Here is an 18405-nt window from a genome sequence, read left to right as displayed (position 1 = left end):
TCGGTTACCTGCCGGAGCACTACGCTCAGGCCTGGGCGGACAAGGGCGATTTGCGAGTGTTGCTGCCGGCGACCTTTGGATATCAGGCGCCGTTCTCGATGATCGTGCGCCGTGGCCGCAGTCGCGAACCGCTGATCCAGACCTTTCGCGATTTGCTCAAAGCACAACTGAATCAGGTTTGACCCATGTCCAGACTCCAGTGTCCCCGTTGCCTGCGCCCGCAAACCCATTGTTTGTGCCCACTGATTCCGAGCCTCGATAGCCGCACCCGAGTGCTGTTGTTGCAACACCCGAGCGAAGTCAATCACGCACTGAACACGGCGCGGTTGGCTGCGTTGGGCTTGAAGAACGCCGAGCTGATCGTCGGAGAGGTGTTCGAGGATTTGCCGGCGCTGTTGAATCAACCGGGGTACCAGGCGCGGTTGTTGTTTCCAGGCGAAGACGCGCAGCCGATGCAAACCTATACGGCGACTGACGTGCCGCTGTTGCTGGTCGTTCCGGACGGCACCTGGCGCAAGGCGCGCAAGATGCTGCACCTCAATCCACTGCTGGCAGCGTTGCCACGGGTGACCTTGGCGGACGGTGGGGTATCGCAATATCGATTGCGCAAGGCACCGGGGCCGGGGGCGTTGTCGACGGTGGAGGCGATTGTGCAGGCGCTGCAAACGCTGGAAGCACCGAACACCTTTGAACCGTTGTTGAAACCGTTCAAGGCATTGATCGAGGGGCAGATTGCGGCGATGGGGGAGGAGACCTTCCAGCGTAATCATGGGCCGAAATGATTGTTCCCACGCGATCGTGGGAACAATCAGTACTTTAAGCGTTTTGCGGATCAAAGTTATCTAGCATCCGATTCACCGCCAATTCACCCAGCATGACGGAGTGTTGAATGCCCAGCAGGGTGTGGCGCTGCGGACCATTCAGTTGCCCCGCGAAATCGCTCAACATCACACTCGCTGACGCCAACGTCTCACAGGCGTTGACTAGCAGGGTTTCGTTATCGGTGTCGGGCCCGACGAAGTAGATGGTGCTGGGTTTACGCGGCGTGTCTTTGGGAATGACCGGTTTGAGGTAGTAATCGAGGGCGCGGTCGGCAGCGTTGTTGAGCTTTTTGGAATCGGTGGATTCGTACGGGGAAACGTCGTCGGTTTCGGGCGGGTTGGGTGTGATTTTGAACATGGTGAAGCTCCTTATACCTGTTGGAGCCACCAGAACCTGTCGCTAAACAAGTAAGGGTGGCGGCTGTACGCAGGTTAGCGAACCGAGAGGTATAAGACCCGGCAGACCCGAGGGTCTCCCGCGCACAGCCGCCATATCGAAACCGCAGAAATTTGCCTGCAGTAAGACTGGAGTTTTGCGCTTATACCTGTTCGAGTCGCTAAACCCGATCGCTGATTGGCAGCGATGCGGAAACGATAAAGATCAGGGTCAAAGCGCACAAGCCGGCGGATTCTGGCGCAGTCGTAGGCAGTGACGCAAGGATGTGTAGCCTGAGTCAGTGTCTGGAGATGTCTTTTAAACAACGATGTTTATTGTGTCCGGCTACATCGGCTCCGGCGGCCCGATCAACCGCCCCATCACCCCAAACAACCCCAACTCGCGAATCACTTCCAACTCCCCCTGTGTCTCCACCATCTCTGCAATCAACGGCAAATCAATGCTGTTGGTCGTCCGAAAAATCGCATCGATAAACAGTCGCTTGTCAGGCTGCACATCAATGCTGCGGATGTACGCGCCATCGATTTTCAGATAGGCCAGTCCCAGCTGCGTCAAATTGCCGATCTGGCTGAAGCTGCCGCCGAAATGCTGCAAGCCGATGCGGTAACCGGTGTTGAGCAAGCTGTGGCTCAGGTGTTGTAGTTCTTCGGGGGGCGGCAGGTGGCGTTCGTCGATTTCCAGGGTCAGCAGCGGTGCCAGGTCCGGCAGTGAGTCGAGCAAGTCGATGATTTCTCGCAGCTGCGCCGGGTCGCGCAGGCTGCTGCCGGACAGGCTCAACGCCAGGGGCCAGCGGTTGACGACGAGATAGTCGAGGGTCGCTTCGAGCATCGCCAGGTCGAACCGCGCGGACCAGCCGAGACGCTCGATCCACGGCAGGAAATGCCCGGCGGCAATGGCTTCACCGCTCGGGTCGAGCAGGCGCGCGAGGACTTTGTGGTGCAGCACTTGGCTGGAGTCGGCGCATTGCACGACGGGTTGGAAGTACAGCTGCAGTTTGCCGTGGGTCAGGGCATCGTCGATCCAGCTGCGCCAGTCATGTTGGGAGTGGTTGATGGCGGTGTCGGTATCGGCCAGATGGACCCACGGCCGCTCGGGGTGTTGCTGGGCTTGCGTCAACGCCTGATCGAGGCGCAGCAGTACGTCGCTGGCCGGTTCGCCGGGGTGATAGGCGACGATGCCCAGGTGCGCCACCGGTATGCAATCGCTGGCATCGGTCAGGTGCAGGTTTTCCAGGGTGGCGCTGATTTCCGAAGCGAGGCGCRCGGCGTCGGTACTGTCCAATCCCGGCGTCAGCAGGCTGAATTCACCGCCGCGATTGCGCGCTGCCAGCCAGGTGCGCCGTTCCGGCGGTTGCGTCAGGCGCTTGAGCAGCTCGCCGACAGCACTGATCAGCTCATCGGTACGCTGGCCACCCAGACGCTGGTTGAGGCCAACCAGGTCGTTGATGCGCAACATCAGCAAATGGCCGGCGCTGCTCTGTTCGCTGACCAGCAGGTGATCGGCCAGTTGTTCATCCAGCAAGCGCCGGTTGGCCAGGCCGGTGAGGCTGTCCTGATAGGCCTCGATGCGCAGTTTTTCACTGCGGGTGGCTTCTTCGGCGAACAGTGTTTTGAGTTTTTCCACCATCTGGTTCATCGCCAGCACCACACGTTTCAATTCAGGTGTGCGCGGCAGTTTCGGCAGGGTCAAGAATTCGCGTTTACTGATGGCTTCGGCCTGTTTGACCATCTTGTCGAGCGGACGCAATTGGCGGCGTAACAGCCAACCGCCGAATACCGCGCTGAGTAATCCGCAGATCAACAACCAGATCAGGCTGCCGACGGTGCTGTCCCAGAGTTTGGTCAGGGCGAATTGCGGATTGCTCATCACTTYGACCCGCGCCACCTGGTCCCAGCCGCGCATGATCAGCGCGTTTCCACCCTCCGGGCGCAGGTTGACGAGCTTGACGAACCAGCCTGGAACGCCTTCGATTTTCGCGGGGGCTCTGCGTTCCACCAACACCTGCTCATCGACAATGCTGACGACGCGGATGCTGCTGAAATAACCTCTGTCATAAATCGAACTGACCATCAGTTCAACCATGGCCGGGTCATCGATCTGTGCGGTCAGCGACACACCGAGCGCGGTGGCGGCGTCTTGGGCATGGGAGCGCAACTGGCCGAGCATTTGTTCGCGGGAGCTTTCCAGGTTGACAAAAAAACTGCCGCTGAAGGCCACCAGCAGGAACAGGCAAATGGCGAGAAACAACTGTTTGCGCAGTGACATAAAACGCTCCTTGCGGTGGCGACTAGCCTTCGCCCACGAAGAACCTTTCGGCTTGCATCTTTTTCAACACGTCTTGCCAGCGCGACAGTTTTTTGCTGTCGCCGGCGCCCTTGATCAGCGATTTTTCTGGCGTGGCCCAGTAATCGGTCTGACGCCAGATGCGCGTGTCGTCCTGAAAATCCAACTGCTGATTGAAGAAGCGATTGACCGCATTCAGTTGCTCGCGCTCGGGCTGCTTGAGTTCGCTTTTGAGCATTTGACTCCGGGCCGAGATTTTCCCTTGGCGGGGCCGAGGGGGCCGTAGCGCTTTTCGGCGTTTTGCAGGATTTGCGCAAAGTCCCAGTCGGCCAGGGCACAGCCCATTCCCGTCAGCAGGAAACCGGCCAGCAGCAGCCATCCGACGAGCGAAGTCGGAGCGTTGACCATCCTGGACTACACGGACGACGGGACATGTGACAACTCGCGTGAAGATGTCTGAAGTCTAGGCGGTGTATTCAGCGAGGGAGGACAAATTGCCGGGTCAGGGCTTGTGCAGGGTTTTTTGCTTGAGGATATAGAGCGTGACCAGAACCGCACTGGTCAGCATGAACCCGCGCGCCCACGGCAGGGGCACCAGATAGCAGGAGAGCAGAATGCTCGCCCACATCAAACCGATGGCGTAGATCTTGCCCTTGAGCGGGATGCCGTTGCCGTCGAGGTAGTCGCGAATCCACGGGCCCAACCGTGGATGCCCCACCAGCCACTGATAGAAACGCGGCGAACTGCGGGCAAAGCACGCGGCGGCCAGCAACAGGAAAGGCGTGGTGGGCAATACCGGCAGAAAAATCCCGATCACCCCTAGCGCTACGCTCAGCCAGCCGATGGCCAGCAGCACGTAACGCAACATCAGGGAGCGGTTGCCTATGGGGTTGTCCATAGGCAAAGCCTTAGTGGTGACGTGGCTTGAGGATCGCCGGTTTTTCGTCTGGCGCCTGGCACAGCAGGTACAGTGCGGTCAGGGCTTCCGGGATCTGCACGATCATGTCGTCCATCAGATTGGCGTCTTTGGCGATGTCTTCGAACTCAGGCTGTTCGTCGAACAGACCCGAACCGACCATGATCGGCAGCAGCATTTCGCTGACTTCATCTTCGGCAGTTTCAAACCAGGCTTCTTCGCGCAGGAACACGCCTTCCATGAAGCCAATGCACCAGCCGCGCAGGTCGGAATCATCCGGCTCTTCGCCCAGGTCGAGGTCGCATGGCAGCTCGAACTCTTCGTCGGACGCCAGTTGGCGGGCGATGTGAGCCTTGAGGGCCAGCAGGGTGGATTCGATGGCTTCACGCTCGGTGTCGTCGGCGTAGTGCGGCTCTTCGGCGAAGAGGGCGTCGATCCATTCACGGTCAGGAACGGTTTCGGAACAGATTGACAGCGCAGTGAGGTAGCCGTGGGCGGCCACGTAGTCCAGCGCCTCGTCATGCAGTTCGTCGGCGTCGAGGAAGACTTGCAAACGGGTTAGTTGCTCAGCGAAGGACATTAAAGGGCTACCTTGGGGAATGTTCGATGCGGGAATTCTAGGCCTTCTTGAGCGCTCAGGCCAGCCGCACGGCATATATGCACCTGATTCCCTGTGGGAACGAGCCTGCTCGCTAATGCGGTGGGTCAGTCAACATTGATGTTGAATGTGACGCCGCCATCGCCGGCAAGCCGGTCTCGCTCCCACAGGGTTCTGCAGTGCATTGGTTTCATGTGTCTTATCAGCGGTGCCCTGTGCAAGGGAGGGCTCGGGTATACTCGCGCGTTTTGTGATGCCCTGCTGGCGTCGCGGCTGAAATGTGCAGTGTCATGCAATGCGCACTTACGATTTGTCGGTGCAGCGTGCGTGGTTCTGAACCAGCCTTGCAGGGATGTTTTTGTGATTTTTGGAGTTTTTATGCTCGAACAGGCTCAACGCGTCCTCAAGGACATCTTCGGCTACGACAGTTTTCGTGGCCGTCAGGGTGCAATCATTGAGCGCGTGGCCAGTGGCGGCGACGCCCTGGTGCTGATGCCTACCGGTGGTGGCAAATCCTTGTGCTTCCAGGTGCCGGCGCTGTTGCGTGAAGGCCTGGCGGTGGTGGTGTCGCCGCTGATCGCGTTGATGGACGACCAGGTCGCCACTCTCGAAGAGCTGGGCGTCGCTGCCGCTGCATTGAACTCCACGCTGAGCGCCGAACAACAGCGCGACCTGGCGGCCCGCATCAAACGCGGCGAAGTGAAGATGCTGTACCTGGCGCCCGAGCGTCTGGTCCAGCCGCGCATGCTGGCCTTCCTGCAAAGCCTTGAAATTGCCCTGTTCGCCATCGACGAAGCGCACTGCGTATCACAATGGGGTCATGACTTCCGTCGCGAATACCTGCAACTGGGGCAATTGGCGGAATTGTTCCCCAATGTCCCGCGCATCGCCCTGACCGCCACTGCCGACAAGCGCACCCGCGAAGAAATCGTCGACCGTCTGCATCTACAGGACGCTGAACGCTTTCTGTCGAGCTTCGACCGCCCGAACATTTTCTACCGCATCGTGCCCAAGGAGCAGCCGCGCAAACAGTTGCTGGCGTTCCTGGCCGAGCGGCGCAGTGATGCCGGCATTGTTTACTGCCTGTCGCGCAAGAAAGTCGACGAAGTCGCGGTATTCCTCAGCGAGCAAGGCTTCCCGGCGCTGCCATATCACGCCGGTTTGCCCAACGAAACCCGGGCCCACCACCAGAAGCGCTTCCTCAACGAGGAAGGCCTGATCATGGTCGCCACCGTGGCGTTCGGCATGGGCATCGACAAGCCCAACGTGCGGTTTGTCGCTCACCTCGATTTGCCGAAATCCCTGGAGGCTTACTACCAGGAAACCGGTCGCGGCGGGCGTGACGGTCTGCCGGCAGATGCCTGGATGGCCTACGGCCTGCAAGACGTGGTGATGCTCAAGCAAATGTTGCAGAACTCCGAAGGCGACGAGCGCCACAAGCGCCTGGAGCAACACAAACTCGATGCCATGCTCTCGCTCTGCGAAGAAACCCGCTGCCGTCGCCAGACACTGCTGGCCTATTTCGACGAAGACATGCCCGAGCCGTGCGGCCATTGCGACAACTGTGTCGACGGCGTGCAGACCTGGGACGCCACCGAGCCGGCCCGTCAGGCACTCTCGGCGATTTACCGCACCGGCCAGCGTTATGGCGTGGGGCATTTGGTCGACGTGTTGCTCGGCAAGGACAACGAAAAGATCCGCAGCATTGGTCATCAGCATCTTTCAGTGTTTGGTGTCGGCAAAGCGATGGGCGAGAGTGAATGGCGCTCCCTGTTCCGACAGCTGGTTGCCCGTGGCCTGGCCGACATCGATCTGGAAGGCTACGGCGGTCTGCGCCTGAGCGACACCTGCCGGCCGCTGCTTAAGGGCGAAGTGACCCTGGAACTGCGCCGCGACCTCAAGCCGCAAACCACCGCCAAAAGCAGCAAGAGCCAGGCGAGCCAACTGGTGCGGGGCGAAGAACGCGAACAGTGGGAGGCGCTACGTGCCTTGCGGCGCAAACTCGCCGAAGAACATGGCGTGCCGCCGTATGTCATCTTCCCCGACTCGACGTTGTTGGAAATGCTCCGCAGCCAACCGACTTCGTTGTCGGAAATGGCCACCGTCAGCGGCGTCGGCGCGCGCAAGCTCGAGCGTTACGGCGCGGCCTTCCTCGAGGTGCTTGGCGGTCAGGGCGAGGCGCCGAAAGTTGTGGCTGACGTGCGCCACGAACTGATCACCCTGGCCCGTGCCGGCATGACACCGCTGCAAATCGCCGGTCAACTGCAATGCTCGGAAAAGAACGTCTACACCATGCTCGCCGAAGCGATTGGCAAGCAGCAGCTGTCGCTGGAGCAGGCGCTGGATCTGCCTGAAGAGTTGATGGGCGAAGTCCAGGATGCGTTCCTTGACGGCGAAGGCGAGTTGCCGGCAGTTTCGGAAATTGCCGCGCTGTTTGCCGGGCGCGTGCCGGAAGGCGTTTTGTATTGCGTGCGTGCCGCCCTGCAATCCGAGTTTGAGGTTTAAGCGGTCTTGTAGGTTGATGTAACGATTCACTACAGACCAAACCTTGCCTCAGGCTTAAGGTCATGCTTAGCTGACTAATAATTAGGTTTTACTTATTTCAGTCTGATCATGAGTGTTTTATGCCGTTAACCGATCAACACCGCTTTGGCATGCAACTGGCCCATATGTCCCGTGGCTGGCGTGCCGAACTGGACCGTCGTCTCGCCGGCTTGGGCCTGTCCCAGGCACGCTGGCTGGTGCTGCTGCACCTGGCACGTTTCGACCAAGCGCCCACCCAACGTGAGCTGGCACAAAGCGTGGGTGTCGAAGGGCCGACCCTGGCCCGTTTGCTCGATAGTCTGGAGTCCCAGGGCCTGGTCCAGCGCCAGGCTGTGCTTGAGGATCGCCGGGCCAAAAAAATTGTCCTCTGCACGCCGGCTCTTCCCCTGATCGAACAAATTGAAACCATTGCCACGCAATTGCGCCGCGAACTCTTCGCAGGCGTCGATGAGGCCGATCTACAGGTCTGTATGCGGGTTCACGGGCACATTCTGGCCAACCTTGAAAAATCTTGAGGCATAACCACTCGCCGGACTTCCCGGATATCCCGTTGGGCAGACTATAAAGAACTACTTGGCAATAACGTGTTCGTAACGGACGTGCGAACACGCATAGGTTGGTTCTGTCGTTAAGGGATGCTCATGTTTGAGAGTTGGCGATTGGTTTTGCAGGGTGGTGCGAGGTTGCTTTTGGTGGGTGGCGCTGTCACGTACTCGGCGTTGGCGCCCGCGTTGGGACTGAGTGAGATCACACTCCACTCTGCGCTGAATCAGCCGCTGAGTGCCGACATCGCCCTGGTGGATGTCGGTGGCCTGGAGGAGGGCGAGTTGTCCGTCAGCCTGGCGACGGCGGATGAATTCAGCCGCGCTGGCGTCGAGCGGGTGTCGTTCCTCAACAATCTGAAGTTCACTCCTGTCCTGCGCGGCAACCGAAGTGTGATCCGGGTGACCTCCAGCAAAGCGGTCAAGGAACCCTTTCTGGAATTCGTGGTGCAGCTCAATCAGCCCAACGGGCGTGTGCTGCGCGAATACACGGTTCTGATTGATCCACCCGACGTTGATGCGGAGGCGGTCGATCCCGTCACTGATGAGCCAGTCGTCGAGTCTCAGCCTTCTGCCTTTYCGGACGTTCAGCCGGCCAAGGTGTCATCAAACTCCATCAAGGAGCCCGCCTCGACGCCGGTCGCGGTTCAACCCGCCACCGCCCCAGTGAGTGATCCCGTTGTTGCCGAACAATTGGCTGCCAGTGTGCTGCAAAACCAGCAACTGCAAAAAACCGTCGATGAGTTGAATGCGAAGCTTATGGGCCAGGACGAGCAGATCGTCGGCCAGAAAAAGCAGATGACCGAGCTACAAAACCGATTGGCTGAACTCAAGCCGACGGCCACCGAGCCCGCTGCGCCCGTCGCTGTCGAGGAGCTGCAAGCCAGCAACGGGTTGTTGATCACCGGGCTGCTGGCGCTGGTGGCTTTGGCACTGCTGGGGTTATTCCTTCGTCGTCGACGCCAGCAGGACCTTGCATTGCCTGAGGCTTGCCCCGATTTGCCAACGGCACCGGAGCCGATGCTTGATCCAGCCTGCGCAACACAGGAGATAAGCCGGCGAGACGCCGGGTTCGACCCACCAAAACTTCAGGACTTGCGCGCCAGCCAACCGAAACTGCACAGTGCCACACCTTTGATTGTCGTGCCTGTGAACGCGGTGTCCAACGACGAGTTCCAGTTGAACCTGGATGATGTGTCGATGGATTCAGGTTGGGACCTGGTCAGCCCTTTCGAGAGTTCGCCGTCTCTGGAGGACGGCTTCCTCGACGAATTCAACAATGCCGGCCAATCACTGGAACTTGAACCGCTTGATTTGAAACTGAAGGAGTCTTCATGACCGCGCACAAACCGGAAATCGTCATCACCTACTGCACGCAATGCCAATGGCTATTGCGTGCCGCCTGGTTGGCCCAGGAGCTGCTCAGCACCTTTGGTGACGACTTGGGCAAAGTGTCGCTGGTGCCCGGCACGGGTGGGGTGTTCCATATTTTTTGTGACGACGTGCAGCTCTGGGAACGCAAGGCCGATGGCGGTTTCCCCGAGGCCAAGGTGCTCAAGCAGCGGGTCCGCGATCAGATCGATCCGGACCGCGACCTGGGCCACAACGACCGCACTCAGTGAGACGCCGCTTCAGCCGCCACGGCCTTTTTACTGGAACCGCCGGATAGCCTGCTGGAGACCACAATCGCAACGATGATAATCGCGCCGCCGATCAACATCCGCAGCGTCGGGTTTTCATCGAACAACAGCCAGGCCACGGTGATCCCGTAAACCGGTTCGAGGGCGAACACCACCGCGGCGGTACGGGCCTTGATCACCGCCAGACTGGCGACGAACAGGCTGTGTGCGACGCCGGTGCAGAACACACCGAGCAGACCGATCCACAGCCAGTCGAGGCCACGCACGTCGCTCAACTGCGGTGCCGCCACAGGCAACAGGCACAACGCGACCACCACGTTTTGACACAGCGCGGCCTGCACCGGCGGGATTCGTCCGGAGCTGGCCCTATTGGTCAGCGACAGTAGGGCAAACAACAACCCGGAACCGACAGCCCAGAGCAGGCCCGTGGTGGCGCCACTCGCCAGATCGAAGTCGGGCGTGACCAGCACCAGCCCGACACTCACTAGCACGACCAGCAGGATTTCATTGGCGCGAATCCGCTCGCGGAAAATCAGCCCTTCGAGGATCACGGTAAACGCCGGGAAGCTGGCAAAGCCCAGGGTCGCAAYCGCCACACCGGCCACCTTCACCGCAATAAAGAAACTCACCCAGTGCCCGGCCAACAGCAATCCGCCGAGCAGCAGACGGCGCCAGTCCACGGCTTCAAGCGTGCGCCAACGGGTGTTGCTGGCGAAGCGCGCAAAAACCGCCAATGCCAGGACCGCAAATGCGGCACGGCCAAAGACGATGACAGCGGGGGATGCGGCGGCGAGTTTGCCGAACACACCGGTCAGGCCAAACATCAATGCGCCGATATGCAGGGCGCCAAGGGCGGTACGGGGAGTCATTGCAATCCTTGATAAACGAGTAAACCAAACCGACAGACAACGCCGACCTGTAGCAGCTGGCGAAGCCTGCGTCCGGCTGCGAAGCAGTCGTAAAACCTGAAAACGCGGTGCATCAGGCAAATCGCATTTGTCCCGATTGCGACCGCTCCGCAGYCGGACGCAGGCTTCGCCAGCTGCTACATTTAATCGCGCAAGTCTCGCTGTGTCTGTCGTCAGACTCGCCTCATTTGTCGCCAGCCTCGCGCCGCAGTTTGCCGGGGGAGGCGCCAAACTCGCGCAACACCGCAGCGGCGAAGGCACTCTGGGAGCTGTAACCGACCTGACTGGCAATCTCGCCGATAGGCAATGGCGAATCCCGCAGCATTCCCACCGCGATATGCAGCCGCCGACTGCGGATGTAGTCCATCGGTGTCTGCCCGCACTCTGCGACAAAGCGTGCGTGCAACCGGGCATTGGACAACCCGGCCACGCGGGCCAGATCCGCCACTTGCAGCGGATAGGCCGCGTATTGGTCGATGTGCGCATTCAAAGCCGCATACGGCAGGCGGCGCCCCCCGACGCTGGCCGGCTTGGCGTTATTGAGGCTGGCCAATAACAACACCGCGCCCTGTTGCGCGATCAGCGGATCGTTGACCTGACTGCCCGCCAGCCAACTGACCAATTGGCTTTGCCCGGCATCCAGCGGCAAGCGCCCGGCGTTGTCGAGCAGACGGCGACTGGCCTCGGCATGCTCACCTAGCGACTGTGACACCCATTGATCGCTCGGTACATCGAGCACCAGGCAACGGCTGCCATTGCTGCTGCCGCAGGCATGATGGAAACCGGACGGCACCACCACAAAACTCTGCTGCACCACCTGACTGCCATGCCCATCGACTTCGAAGTCCAACGCACCCGACAAGCCGAACACCAGTTGGGCGTGGTCGTGGCTGTGGACGATCAGGTCGTCGGTGTACAGGCGTAGTGTGAGGATCGGTCGCATCACCGTTCTCCTGGGCAAGATGGCGCCAAGTCTACACCGGCCCGTGGTTGTCACAGGAATGACTCAATACGGTCATGGTCAATTAACCCGACCGGCGCACGCTTGGAAAAACCATCGCGGAGGGTTGCCCATGACCAGCGCCGAGCTCGCCAAACCCAGTCGTAAGCAACGTGTGCGGACTTTGTGGATTTCTGATGTGCACCTGGGTACTCGAGATTGCCAGGCCGAGCACCTGTCGCAGTTTCTCAAGGGCTACCACGCGGACAAGATTTACCTGGTGGGCGACATCATCGATGGCTGGAAGCTGCGCGGTGGCATGTACTGGCCTCAGGCGCACACCAATGTGATCCGCCGTTTGCTGACCATGAGCAAGCGCGGCGCTGAAGTCATCTACGTGACCGGCAATCACGACGAATTCCTGCGTCGATATTCAAGGCTGATTCTGGGCAATATCCAATTGGTGGATGAAGCCGTGCACGTGACCGCCGATGGCCGTCATCTGCTGGTAATCCATGGCGATCAGTTCGATGTCATCACCCGGTATCACCGCTGGCTGGCCTTTCTGGGGGACTCGGCCTACGAGTTCACCCTGACCCTCAACCGCTGGCTCAACCGCTGGCGTGCGCGTTACGGTTACGGCTATTGGTCGTTGTCGGCGTACCTCAAGCACAAGGTGAAAACCGCGGTCAGTTTCATCAGCGATTTCGAGGAAGCCATCGCTCACGAGTGTGTGAAACGCGAGTTGCATGGCGTGGTGTGCGGGCACATTCACCATGCCGAGATTCGTAAGGTGGGCGAGGTGGATTACCTCAATTGCGGGGATTGGGTGGAGTCGTGCACGGCGCTGATCGAACATTGGGACGGGACGATCGAGTTGTATCGCCTGGCGGATGCACAGGCGCGAGAGGCGGAGTTGAAAGCACTGAAAGTTGCCGAGCCGGCTTGAAATTTGCGGTGACTGGACTGGCCTCATCGCGAGCAGGCTCACTCCCACATTKGACCGAGTCCGCCTTGAGAAATGCGGTCAACTGTGGGAGCGAGCCTGCTCGCGATGGACCGCGCAGCGGTCCCGCTGGATCTATCAAGCGGGCGAATGTTCTTCCATCGCCGCCTTGTAGATCGAGTTCTTCGGCTGCGCAAACAATCGTTCCATCATCGGCTCAAAAAAGCTTAGCGGCAGGTTTTCATACGCCGGGTCAAACGCCGCCGCATCGTATTTGGCACAAAACTCGATAGTCGCCTGATACTGCGGATGTTCGCTGAACTGCTCACGTAGATGCCGATCCATGCCCAGATAATGGAAAAAGTAATAGCCTTGAAAAATCCCGTGCTTCTCTACCATCCAAAGGTTTTCAGCGCTGACAAATGGCTTGAGAATCGCCGCTGCAATGTCTGGATGGTTGTAGGAACCCAGCGTGTCGCCGATGTCATGCAGCAGCGCGCAGACCACATATTCTTCATCACGGCCATCGCGCCAGGCGCGGCTGGCGGTTTGCAGGGAGTGGGTGAGACGGTCCACCGGGAAGCCGCCAAAATCGCCCTCCAGTAACTTCAGGTGCGCCACAATCCGCGCCGGCAATTGTTTCGCGTAGGCACTGAAGTCTGCGGCGATGATCGCCCAGTCTTCCTGTGTCCCATCCTTCATGTGGGTGAAACGGGCGTTGGCATGCATCGGCTATTCTCTCTTGTTGTTCACGGCGCTTAAAACGGCACGCGGCCCAGAATCATGTCGCGGTACATGACAAAGTCGCCGAGCAGGCTATAAAGAGGGTGTTGGAAGGTGGCAGGTCGATTCTTCTCGAAGAAGAAATGCCCGACCCAGGCGAAGCTGTAACCCGCCAATGGGAGGGCCCATAACATCAGCCATGCGCCTTTGCCGATGCTCAAGGCCAGAATGAAAATGACCAGTGTGGTGCCGATAAAGTGCAGTCGACGGCAAGTGCTGTTGCTGTGTTCGCTGAGGTAATACGGGTAGAACTCAGCAAAGCTGTTGAAACGTTTGATGTTTTCCACGACTGCGATCTCTGTGTTTATTATTCTGATTGCAAGTTGTTCGTCGGGTAGCTTATTTGAGTCTAGAGTGATCATTGGCATCAGCCAGTGACAATGGGCGCCACTTTAGTATCCTTTGAAAACCAGCCGCATCAGACGGCTCACTGAGAACAATAAGCAAAGGCCATGAGCGAACGAACGACTTCTGCAAGCTGGGCGATGGGGATTGTCAAAGCTCTGGAGATGGACGGCCTGGATTGCCGGGCTCTGTTCAAGCAGCTGGGGCTTGACTACGCATCACTGGATGATCCGGATGCGCGTTTCCCCCAGGATTCCATGACGCGACTGTGGCAGCGCGCGGTTGAGCTGTCCGGCAACCCGGCGATCGGCCTGAACATGGGCAAGGTGGTGCGGCCGGCCTCCTTCCATGTCGCGGGTTACGCGTTGATGTCCAGCCAGACACTGGCCGAAGGCTTTCAGCGACTGGTGCGCTATCAGCGGATCATTRCCGAAAGTGCCGACCTGAGTTTCCGCCTGCTGGATGAGGGTTATGCGTTGATTTTGACGGTCCACGGCGACCACCTGCCACCGACCCGGCAAAGTGCTGAAGCGTCAATGGCCTGTGCGCTGGCGTTGTGCAGCTGGTTGACCGGGCGTACCTTGCAACCGCGCAAGGTGTTGGTGCAGGGTGACGAGCCCGTTGACCTCGAACCCTATAAACAAGCCTTTCATGCGCCGTTGGTGTTCAACGCACCATACGACGCATTGATCTTCGAACGTGCCGACATGGAAGCACCACTTCCTACCGCCAACGAGGCGATGGCAGCGTTGCATGACCGGTTTGCTGGCGAGTACCTGGCGCGATTTTCCGAATCCCGCGTGACGCACAAGGCGCGTCAGGTGTTGTGCCGTCTTCTGCCTCAGGGTGAACCCAAACGCGAAGCGGTGGCGCTGACGCTGCACCTGTCGCAACGCACCTTGCAGCGACGCTTGCAGGAAGAGGGCACCAGTTTCCAGGTGTTGCTCGATGACACCCGGCGCGAATTGGCCGAGCAATACCTTGCTCAGCCGACCATGACCTTGCTGGAGATTGCCTACCTGTTGGGGTTCGCCGACCCGAGTAATTTCTTCCGCGCGTTCCGCCGCTGGTTCGACGCCACCCCCGGTGAGTACCGGGCGCACCTGTCAGCAACGACGGCGCAAGTCAGTGTCGCCAGAAAGCAGGAATACACAGAACAAACACCGTAATGATCTCCAGTCGGCCCAGTAGCATGCCGCACGCCAGAATCCACTTGGCGGCGTCCGGCAGCGAGGCAAAGTTACCTGCCGGCCCGATGGTCGCACCCAGCCCCGGCCCGACGCCCGACACGGTGCTGGCCGCACCGGTCAGGGCGGTCATCCAGTCCACGCCGAGCAGCGACAGCAGCAGCGCGATGACGCAGATGGTGATGGCAAAGAAGAACGAAAAAGTCAGGATCGAACGCACGATTTCTTCGTCGAGACGGTGACCGTTGTACTTCTGCTTGATCACCGCGCGCGGGTGAATCAATTGGTTAAGGTTGGCCTTGAGCAGGATATAGGCGACCTGGAAGCGGAAAATCTTGATCCCGCCGGCCGTCGAGCCGGAGCAACCGCCGACAAAGCCCAGGTAGAAGAACAACATCAGTGAGAAATTGCCCCACAGGCTGTAGTCCCCCAGCGCGAAACCAGTGGTCGTGACCACCGATGTGACGTTAAACGCCACATGCCGCAAGGCTTCGAGCCAATGCAGTTGGGTGGTCCACCAGTACCAGGTGCCGAGCACCAGCCAGGTCACCAGCAGCATGCCGAGCAACCCCTGAACCTGTTGATCCTTGATCAACGCCCGACGATTTCCGCGCAAGGTTGCTACGTACAGGGTGAAGGGCAGGCTGCCGAGAATCATGATGACAATCGCCACCCAGTGCACCGCCGGTTGCGACCACTTGGCCATCGACTGGTCCGAAGTGGAAAAGCCGCCAGTGGAAATGGCGGACATTGCGTGGTTGATCGCATCAAACAGGCTCATCCCCGCCCACCAGAGCGCCAGGCTACCGATAATGGTGATGCCGACGTAGGCCGCCACGATCAAACGCGCCACCATGTGCGAACGTGGCATGACCTTTTCGGAACGGTCCGAGGACTCGGTCTGGAACAGGCGCATGCCACCGATACGCAGCAGCGGCAGAATCGCTACCGCCATGCCGATAAAACCGATGCCGCCGAGCCAGTGCAACAGTGAACGCCACATCAAAATACCGGGCGACATGCTGTCCAGGCCGCTGAGCACCGTGGCACCGGTGGCGGTGATGCCGGACATGCTTTCAAAAATCGAATCGGTGAAACTGATGTGCTGAGCCAGCAAAAACGGCAGCGCGGCAAAGATGCAGACCACCAGCCAACTGCTGACAGTCAACAAGTACATATCCCGTGGGCGCAGGTGTATGTGTTCGGGACGACCAGGGATAACCAGCGCCAGGCCGGCGACAAAGGTAATCATGCTCGACCAGAGGAACGAGGGTAGCTCGTGGGTGCGGTCGAAAATCACCAGGGTCGCCATGGGCACGATCATGGCGATAGCCAGCGTGATCAGGAAGATGCCGATGATAAAACCGATAATCCGTAAGGTCGGCAACGCCATGAAATCCGCTCGGGCTGTTGTGGGAGGGGCGCCATTCTACCTGCGGGACGAGGCATGTAAACCGGCGCCGCTTGCGCACTTGAAGATAGAATAGCCAAACATTTTTTCAGGAGGTGGCCGATGCAGGCTCTCGACGCTTTGCTCAACCGTGTTTCCGTTCCACGACTCATCGATCCGGCACCGACTGCAGCGCAGCGCGAAGTGCTGTTTGCCGCGGCCATGCGCGCCCCGGACCATGGCCATTTGCAGCCTTGGCGCTTTCTGACGGTCGAAGGCGCGGCGCGCGAGCAAATGGGCGAGTTGCTGGCTGAAGCGGCAAAGCTGCAAGACAGCGAGGTGTCGGAAGCGGCGTTGGACAAGGCGCGAAACGGCCCACTGCGTGCGCCCTTGGTGGTGGTGGTGATTGCGCGGGTGCAGGATCACGTCAAATACCCGAAATCCGAACAACTGCTGGCAGCGGGCTGCGCGGCGCACGGGATATTGCTGGCGGCGTATGCGCAAGGGATTGGCGCGGTGTGGCGCACCGGTGACTTGGCCTATTCGGCGCATGTGGCCAAAGGGCTGGGGTTGGCGGAAGGGGAAGAGGTAATTGCGTTCCTTTACCTCGGCACACCGCAGAAAGAACCGCGGGTGGCCGAGAAAGTCGACCTTGCCGAATTCGTCAGCGCCTGGCCAGGCAAGCACGGAACTCTGTAGCAGCTGTGTAGCAGCTGTCGAGTGAAACGAGGCTGCGAGCTTTTTGCATCATCCCCGCACTTACGGTTGGACGACCGCCCCCGGCACCAACGGCAATTCCAGACTGGCAATGAAACCGCCCTGCGGATGATTGGCCAGCACCAGACTCCCGCCATGGCGTTCCGCCGCGCGACGCGCAATAGCCAGGCCCAGGCCATGCCCGGCCGCCGTTTGCCCAGGTGCTCGATAAAAGGGCTCACCCAACTGGTGCAAATGCTCGGCATCTACACCCGGCCCATGGTCTCGCACGCTGACCACAATGCGTTCACCCTGACGCATGGCCTGCATTTCAATCGACTGCCCGACCGGGTTAAAGCGCTGAGCGTTGCGCAGCAGATTGTCGACGGCACGCTCGATCATTGTCGGCCAGCCTTTGAGGTTCAGTTGCGGCTCTGCCTCAAGGCGCACGTTCTGTTCTGGTGAACCTAATTGCGCGTCCTTTTGCAGCGTATTAAGCAGAGCGTTGAGGTATACTTCTTCGGCGCTGGCGTTGTCGGCATCGACCCGTGCCAGTACCAGAATTTCGCTGATCAACGCTTCCAGTCGGTCGCATTCGCGGGTCAGGCGCGGCCAGAGCTTTTCACGTTCCTCTGGGTTGGCCCGTTCCGCCAACGCCAGTGCGATGCGCAGTCGGGCGAGTGGAGAGCGCAGTTCATGCGACACATCACGTAGCAATTGCCGCTGACTGCCGATCAGGCTTTGCAGGCGCGAGCCCATGCGATTGAAGTCGTTGGCCAGCACGCCGAACTCATCGCGACGATTGGCCAGCTTCACCAGGCTATTTTGCTGATACGTGGTTTGTCCCAGGTCATGCACGGCACCGCGCAAACGGCTGAGCGGACGGGTGATCGACAGCGTGACGAACAGGCTGAACAAGGTCAGCACCACCAAGGCAATGCCCAGCGCACTCAATGGCCACAGCAGGCTTTCGCGATGCCATGAATCCAGTTCAGGGTGCGGGATGCGGTAGATCAGCAGGTAGGTATCGCCGGTTTTTTCGCTGGTGTACTCCGCCGTCAAACGACGCCATGGCAGACGCCGATCATCGTTGTTCTGCCGAGCTTCAAACGCCGCCGCGCGACGAGGGAAGGTGCCTCGCACCACCGGGTCGCCGCTCTCGTTCAACACCTGAACGTCAATGTGATATTGACGTTTACGCTGTTCCAGAATGTCCTGAGCGGCTTCTTCGCCCTGGGATTCGTAGGTTTGCGTCCACTCCTCGGGCAGGGTATTGAGGCCCGGATGGCGACTGAGAATCCATGCATCCTGGTTGAGCATGTGCCCCAGCAGAATGGAGAGCCCTGCCACCAGAGCGATGGCCAGCCAGAAGCTGGCCAGAATTCGCCAGAACAATGAACGCACAGAAAATCCTCATACAAACACAAATCCATGTGGGAGCGAGCCTGCTCGCGATAGCGGTGTGTCAG

20 protein-coding genes are annotated in these 18405 nt (G+C 59.5%); 9 read left to right on the top strand and 11 right to left on the bottom strand.

The features are described 5' to 3' along the window. On the top strand, positions 1-182 hold a 182-nt coding region (locus AC1DSG_RS16150; RefSeq protein ID WP_477791784.1), incomplete at its 5' end, for a LysR substrate-binding domain-containing protein. Positions 183-185: 3 nt separating this feature from the next. Continuing rightward, the gene (locus AC1DSG_RS16145) at positions 186-782 is read left to right on the top strand and encodes a tRNA-uridine aminocarboxypropyltransferase (RefSeq protein WP_477791783.1); all 597 of its coding nucleotides are present in this window, start codon (positions 186-188) and stop codon (positions 780-782) included. Positions 783-816: 34 nt separating this feature from the next. Here the strand turns inward: AC1DSG_RS16145 and AC1DSG_RS16140 are convergent, their stop codons facing one another. The 5 genes from AC1DSG_RS16140 to AC1DSG_RS16120 form a co-directional block, all read right to left on the bottom strand. Continuing rightward, positions 817-1179, bottom strand: coding sequence for a DUF6124 family protein (locus AC1DSG_RS16140; protein ID WP_477791782.1), 363 nt, complete (start codon positions 1177-1179; stop codon positions 817-819). Positions 1180-1542: 363 nt separating this feature from the next. After that, on the bottom strand, positions 1543-3483 hold the full coding sequence (gene lapD / locus AC1DSG_RS16135; RefSeq protein ID WP_477791781.1) for a cyclic di-GMP receptor LapD: 1941 nt from the start codon (positions 3481-3483) through the stop codon (positions 1543-1545). A 22-nt stretch (positions 3484-3505) separates the two neighbouring features. Then, complete coding sequence (locus tag AC1DSG_RS16130; RefSeq protein WP_477791780.1) at positions 3506-3739, bottom strand: hypothetical protein; 234 nt, start codon at positions 3737-3739, stop codon at positions 3506-3508. 264 nt (positions 3740-4003) lie between these two features. Next, positions 4004-4399: a YbaN family protein gene (locus tag AC1DSG_RS16125; RefSeq protein WP_477791779.1), complete on the bottom strand. Its 396-nt coding sequence runs from the start codon at positions 4397-4399 to the stop codon at positions 4004-4006. A 10-nt stretch (positions 4400-4409) separates the two neighbouring features. Then, positions 4410-4997 carry a UPF0149 family protein gene (locus tag AC1DSG_RS16120; RefSeq protein WP_477791778.1) on the bottom strand — a complete coding sequence of 196 codons (588 nt, stop codon included), beginning with the start codon at positions 4995-4997 and terminating at the stop codon, positions 4410-4412. 396 nt (positions 4998-5393) lie between these two features. On the opposite strand from AC1DSG_RS16120, the gene recQ reads away from it, so the two are divergent. The 4 genes from recQ (at position 5394) to AC1DSG_RS16100 (ending at position 9723) form a co-directional block, all read left to right on the top strand. Next, positions 5394-7520, top strand: coding sequence for a DNA helicase RecQ (recQ, locus tag AC1DSG_RS16115; protein WP_477791777.1), 2127 nt, complete (start codon positions 5394-5396; stop codon positions 7518-7520). A gap of 119 nt (positions 7521-7639) precedes the next feature. Beyond that, a complete protein-coding gene (locus AC1DSG_RS16110; RefSeq protein ID WP_477791776.1) occupies positions 7640-8074 on the top strand; it encodes a MarR family transcriptional regulator in 435 nt (144 codons plus the stop codon). Positions 8075-8200: 126 nt separating this feature from the next. Next, positions 8201-9439, top strand: a complete 1239-nt coding sequence (locus AC1DSG_RS16105) for a type IV pilus assembly protein FimV (protein ID WP_477791775.1) — start codon at positions 8201-8203, stop codon at positions 9437-9439. Then, entirely contained in the window at positions 9436-9723 is a 288-nt protein-coding gene (locus AC1DSG_RS16100) for an Rdx family protein (protein WP_140666852.1), read from the top strand. The genes AC1DSG_RS16105 and AC1DSG_RS16100 overlap by 4 nt, the downstream gene beginning before the upstream one ends. On the opposite strand, the gene AC1DSG_RS16095 is transcribed toward AC1DSG_RS16100, so the two are convergent. Both AC1DSG_RS16095 and AC1DSG_RS16090 read right to left on the bottom strand, forming a co-directional pair. Continuing rightward, the gene (locus AC1DSG_RS16095; protein WP_477791774.1) at positions 9717-10610 is read right to left on the bottom strand and encodes a DMT family transporter; all 894 of its coding nucleotides are present in this window, start codon (positions 10608-10610) and stop codon (positions 9717-9719) included. The two genes, AC1DSG_RS16100 and AC1DSG_RS16095, sit on opposite strands and share 7 nt — an antisense overlap. A 223-nt stretch (positions 10611-10833) precedes the next feature. Continuing rightward, positions 10834-11592 (bottom strand): helix-turn-helix transcriptional regulator, encoded by a 759-nt coding sequence (locus AC1DSG_RS16090; protein WP_477791773.1) that lies wholly within the window; start codon positions 11590-11592, stop codon positions 10834-10836. Positions 11593-11722: 130 nt separating this feature from the next. Between AC1DSG_RS16090 and AC1DSG_RS16085 the strand changes: the two genes are divergently transcribed. Beyond that, the gene (locus AC1DSG_RS16085) at positions 11723-12538 is read left to right on the top strand and encodes a UDP-2,3-diacylglucosamine diphosphatase (protein ID WP_477791772.1); all 816 of its coding nucleotides are present in this window, start codon (positions 11723-11725) and stop codon (positions 12536-12538) included. A 135-nt stretch (positions 12539-12673) separates the two neighbouring features. On the opposite strand, the gene AC1DSG_RS16080 is transcribed toward AC1DSG_RS16085, so the two are convergent. After that, complete coding sequence (locus AC1DSG_RS16080) at positions 12674-13264, bottom strand: HD domain-containing protein (RefSeq protein WP_477791771.1); 591 nt, start codon at positions 13262-13264, stop codon at positions 12674-12676. Positions 13265-13293: 29 nt separating this feature from the next. Next, positions 13294-13605: an Mpo1-like protein gene (locus AC1DSG_RS16075; RefSeq protein WP_477791770.1), complete on the bottom strand. Its 312-nt coding sequence runs from the start codon at positions 13603-13605 to the stop codon at positions 13294-13296. Positions 13606-13770: 165 nt separating this feature from the next. On the opposite strand from AC1DSG_RS16075, the gene AC1DSG_RS16070 reads away from it, so the two are divergent. After that, complete coding sequence (locus AC1DSG_RS16070; protein WP_477791769.1) at positions 13771-14832, top strand: AraC family transcriptional regulator; 1062 nt, start codon at positions 13771-13773, stop codon at positions 14830-14832. Here AC1DSG_RS16070 and AC1DSG_RS16065 read toward each other — a convergent pair. Continuing rightward, positions 14789-16243 (bottom strand): TrkH family potassium uptake protein, encoded by a 1455-nt coding sequence (locus AC1DSG_RS16065; protein WP_477791768.1) that lies wholly within the window; start codon positions 16241-16243, stop codon positions 14789-14791. The genes AC1DSG_RS16070 and AC1DSG_RS16065 overlap by 44 nt on opposite strands. 120 nt (positions 16244-16363) lie before the next feature. On the opposite strand from AC1DSG_RS16065, the gene AC1DSG_RS16060 reads away from it, so the two are divergent. Further along, a complete protein-coding gene (locus AC1DSG_RS16060; protein ID WP_477791767.1) occupies positions 16364-16939 on the top strand; it encodes an NAD(P)H nitroreductase in 576 nt (191 codons plus the stop codon). A gap of 60 nt (positions 16940-16999) precedes the next feature. Here AC1DSG_RS16060 and AC1DSG_RS16055 read toward each other — a convergent pair whose 3' ends face one another. Next, positions 17000-18340: a sensor histidine kinase gene (locus AC1DSG_RS16055; protein WP_477791766.1), complete on the bottom strand. Its 1341-nt coding sequence runs from the start codon at positions 18338-18340 to the stop codon at positions 17000-17002. Positions 18341-18405 lie beyond the last annotated feature (65 nt).

Source organism: Pseudomonas sp. P5_A12, assembly GCF_056400685.1.
The sequence above is the reverse complement of the archived record's forward strand: the minus strand, read 5'-3'. Positions and strand labels throughout refer to the sequence as shown.

Excerpts from the sequence above, each read along its gene's own strand:
- AC1DSG_RS16145 (WP_477791783.1), top strand. The coding sequence starts at position 186 with ATGTCCAGACTCCAGTGTCCCCGTTGCCTGCGCCCGCAAACCCATTGT.
- AC1DSG_RS16140 (WP_477791782.1), bottom strand. The coding sequence starts at position 1,179 with ATGTTCAAAATCACACCCAACCCGCCCGAAACCGACGACGTTTCCCCG.
- AC1DSG_RS16130 (WP_477791780.1), bottom strand. The coding sequence starts at position 3,739 with ATGCTCAAAAGCGAACTCAAGCAGCCCGAGCGCGAGCAACTGAATGCG.
- AC1DSG_RS16125 (WP_477791779.1), bottom strand. The coding sequence starts at position 4,399 with ATGGACAACCCCATAGGCAACCGCTCCCTGATGTTGCGTTACGTGCTG.
- AC1DSG_RS16120 (WP_477791778.1), bottom strand. The coding sequence starts at position 4,997 with ATGTCCTTCGCTGAGCAACTAACCCGTTTGCAAGTCTTCCTCGACGCC.
- recQ (WP_477791777.1), top strand. The coding sequence starts at position 5,394 with ATGCTCGAACAGGCTCAACGCGTCCTCAAGGACATCTTCGGCTACGAC.
- AC1DSG_RS16110 (WP_477791776.1), top strand. The coding sequence starts at position 7,640 with ATGCCGTTAACCGATCAACACCGCTTTGGCATGCAACTGGCCCATATG.
- AC1DSG_RS16100 (WP_140666852.1), top strand. The coding sequence starts at position 9,436 with ATGACCGCGCACAAACCGGAAATCGTCATCACCTACTGCACGCAATGC.
- AC1DSG_RS16090 (WP_477791773.1), bottom strand. The coding sequence starts at position 11,592 with ATGCGACCGATCCTCACACTACGCCTGTACACCGACGACCTGATCGTC.
- AC1DSG_RS16085 (WP_477791772.1), top strand. The coding sequence starts at position 11,723 with ATGACCAGCGCCGAGCTCGCCAAACCCAGTCGTAAGCAACGTGTGCGG.
- AC1DSG_RS16080 (WP_477791771.1), bottom strand. The coding sequence starts at position 13,264 with ATGCATGCCAACGCCCGTTTCACCCACATGAAGGATGGGACACAGGAA.
- AC1DSG_RS16065 (WP_477791768.1), bottom strand. The coding sequence starts at position 16,243 with ATGGCGTTGCCGACCTTACGGATTATCGGTTTTATCATCGGCATCTTC.
- AC1DSG_RS16060 (WP_477791767.1), top strand. The coding sequence starts at position 16,364 with ATGCAGGCTCTCGACGCTTTGCTCAACCGTGTTTCCGTTCCACGACTC.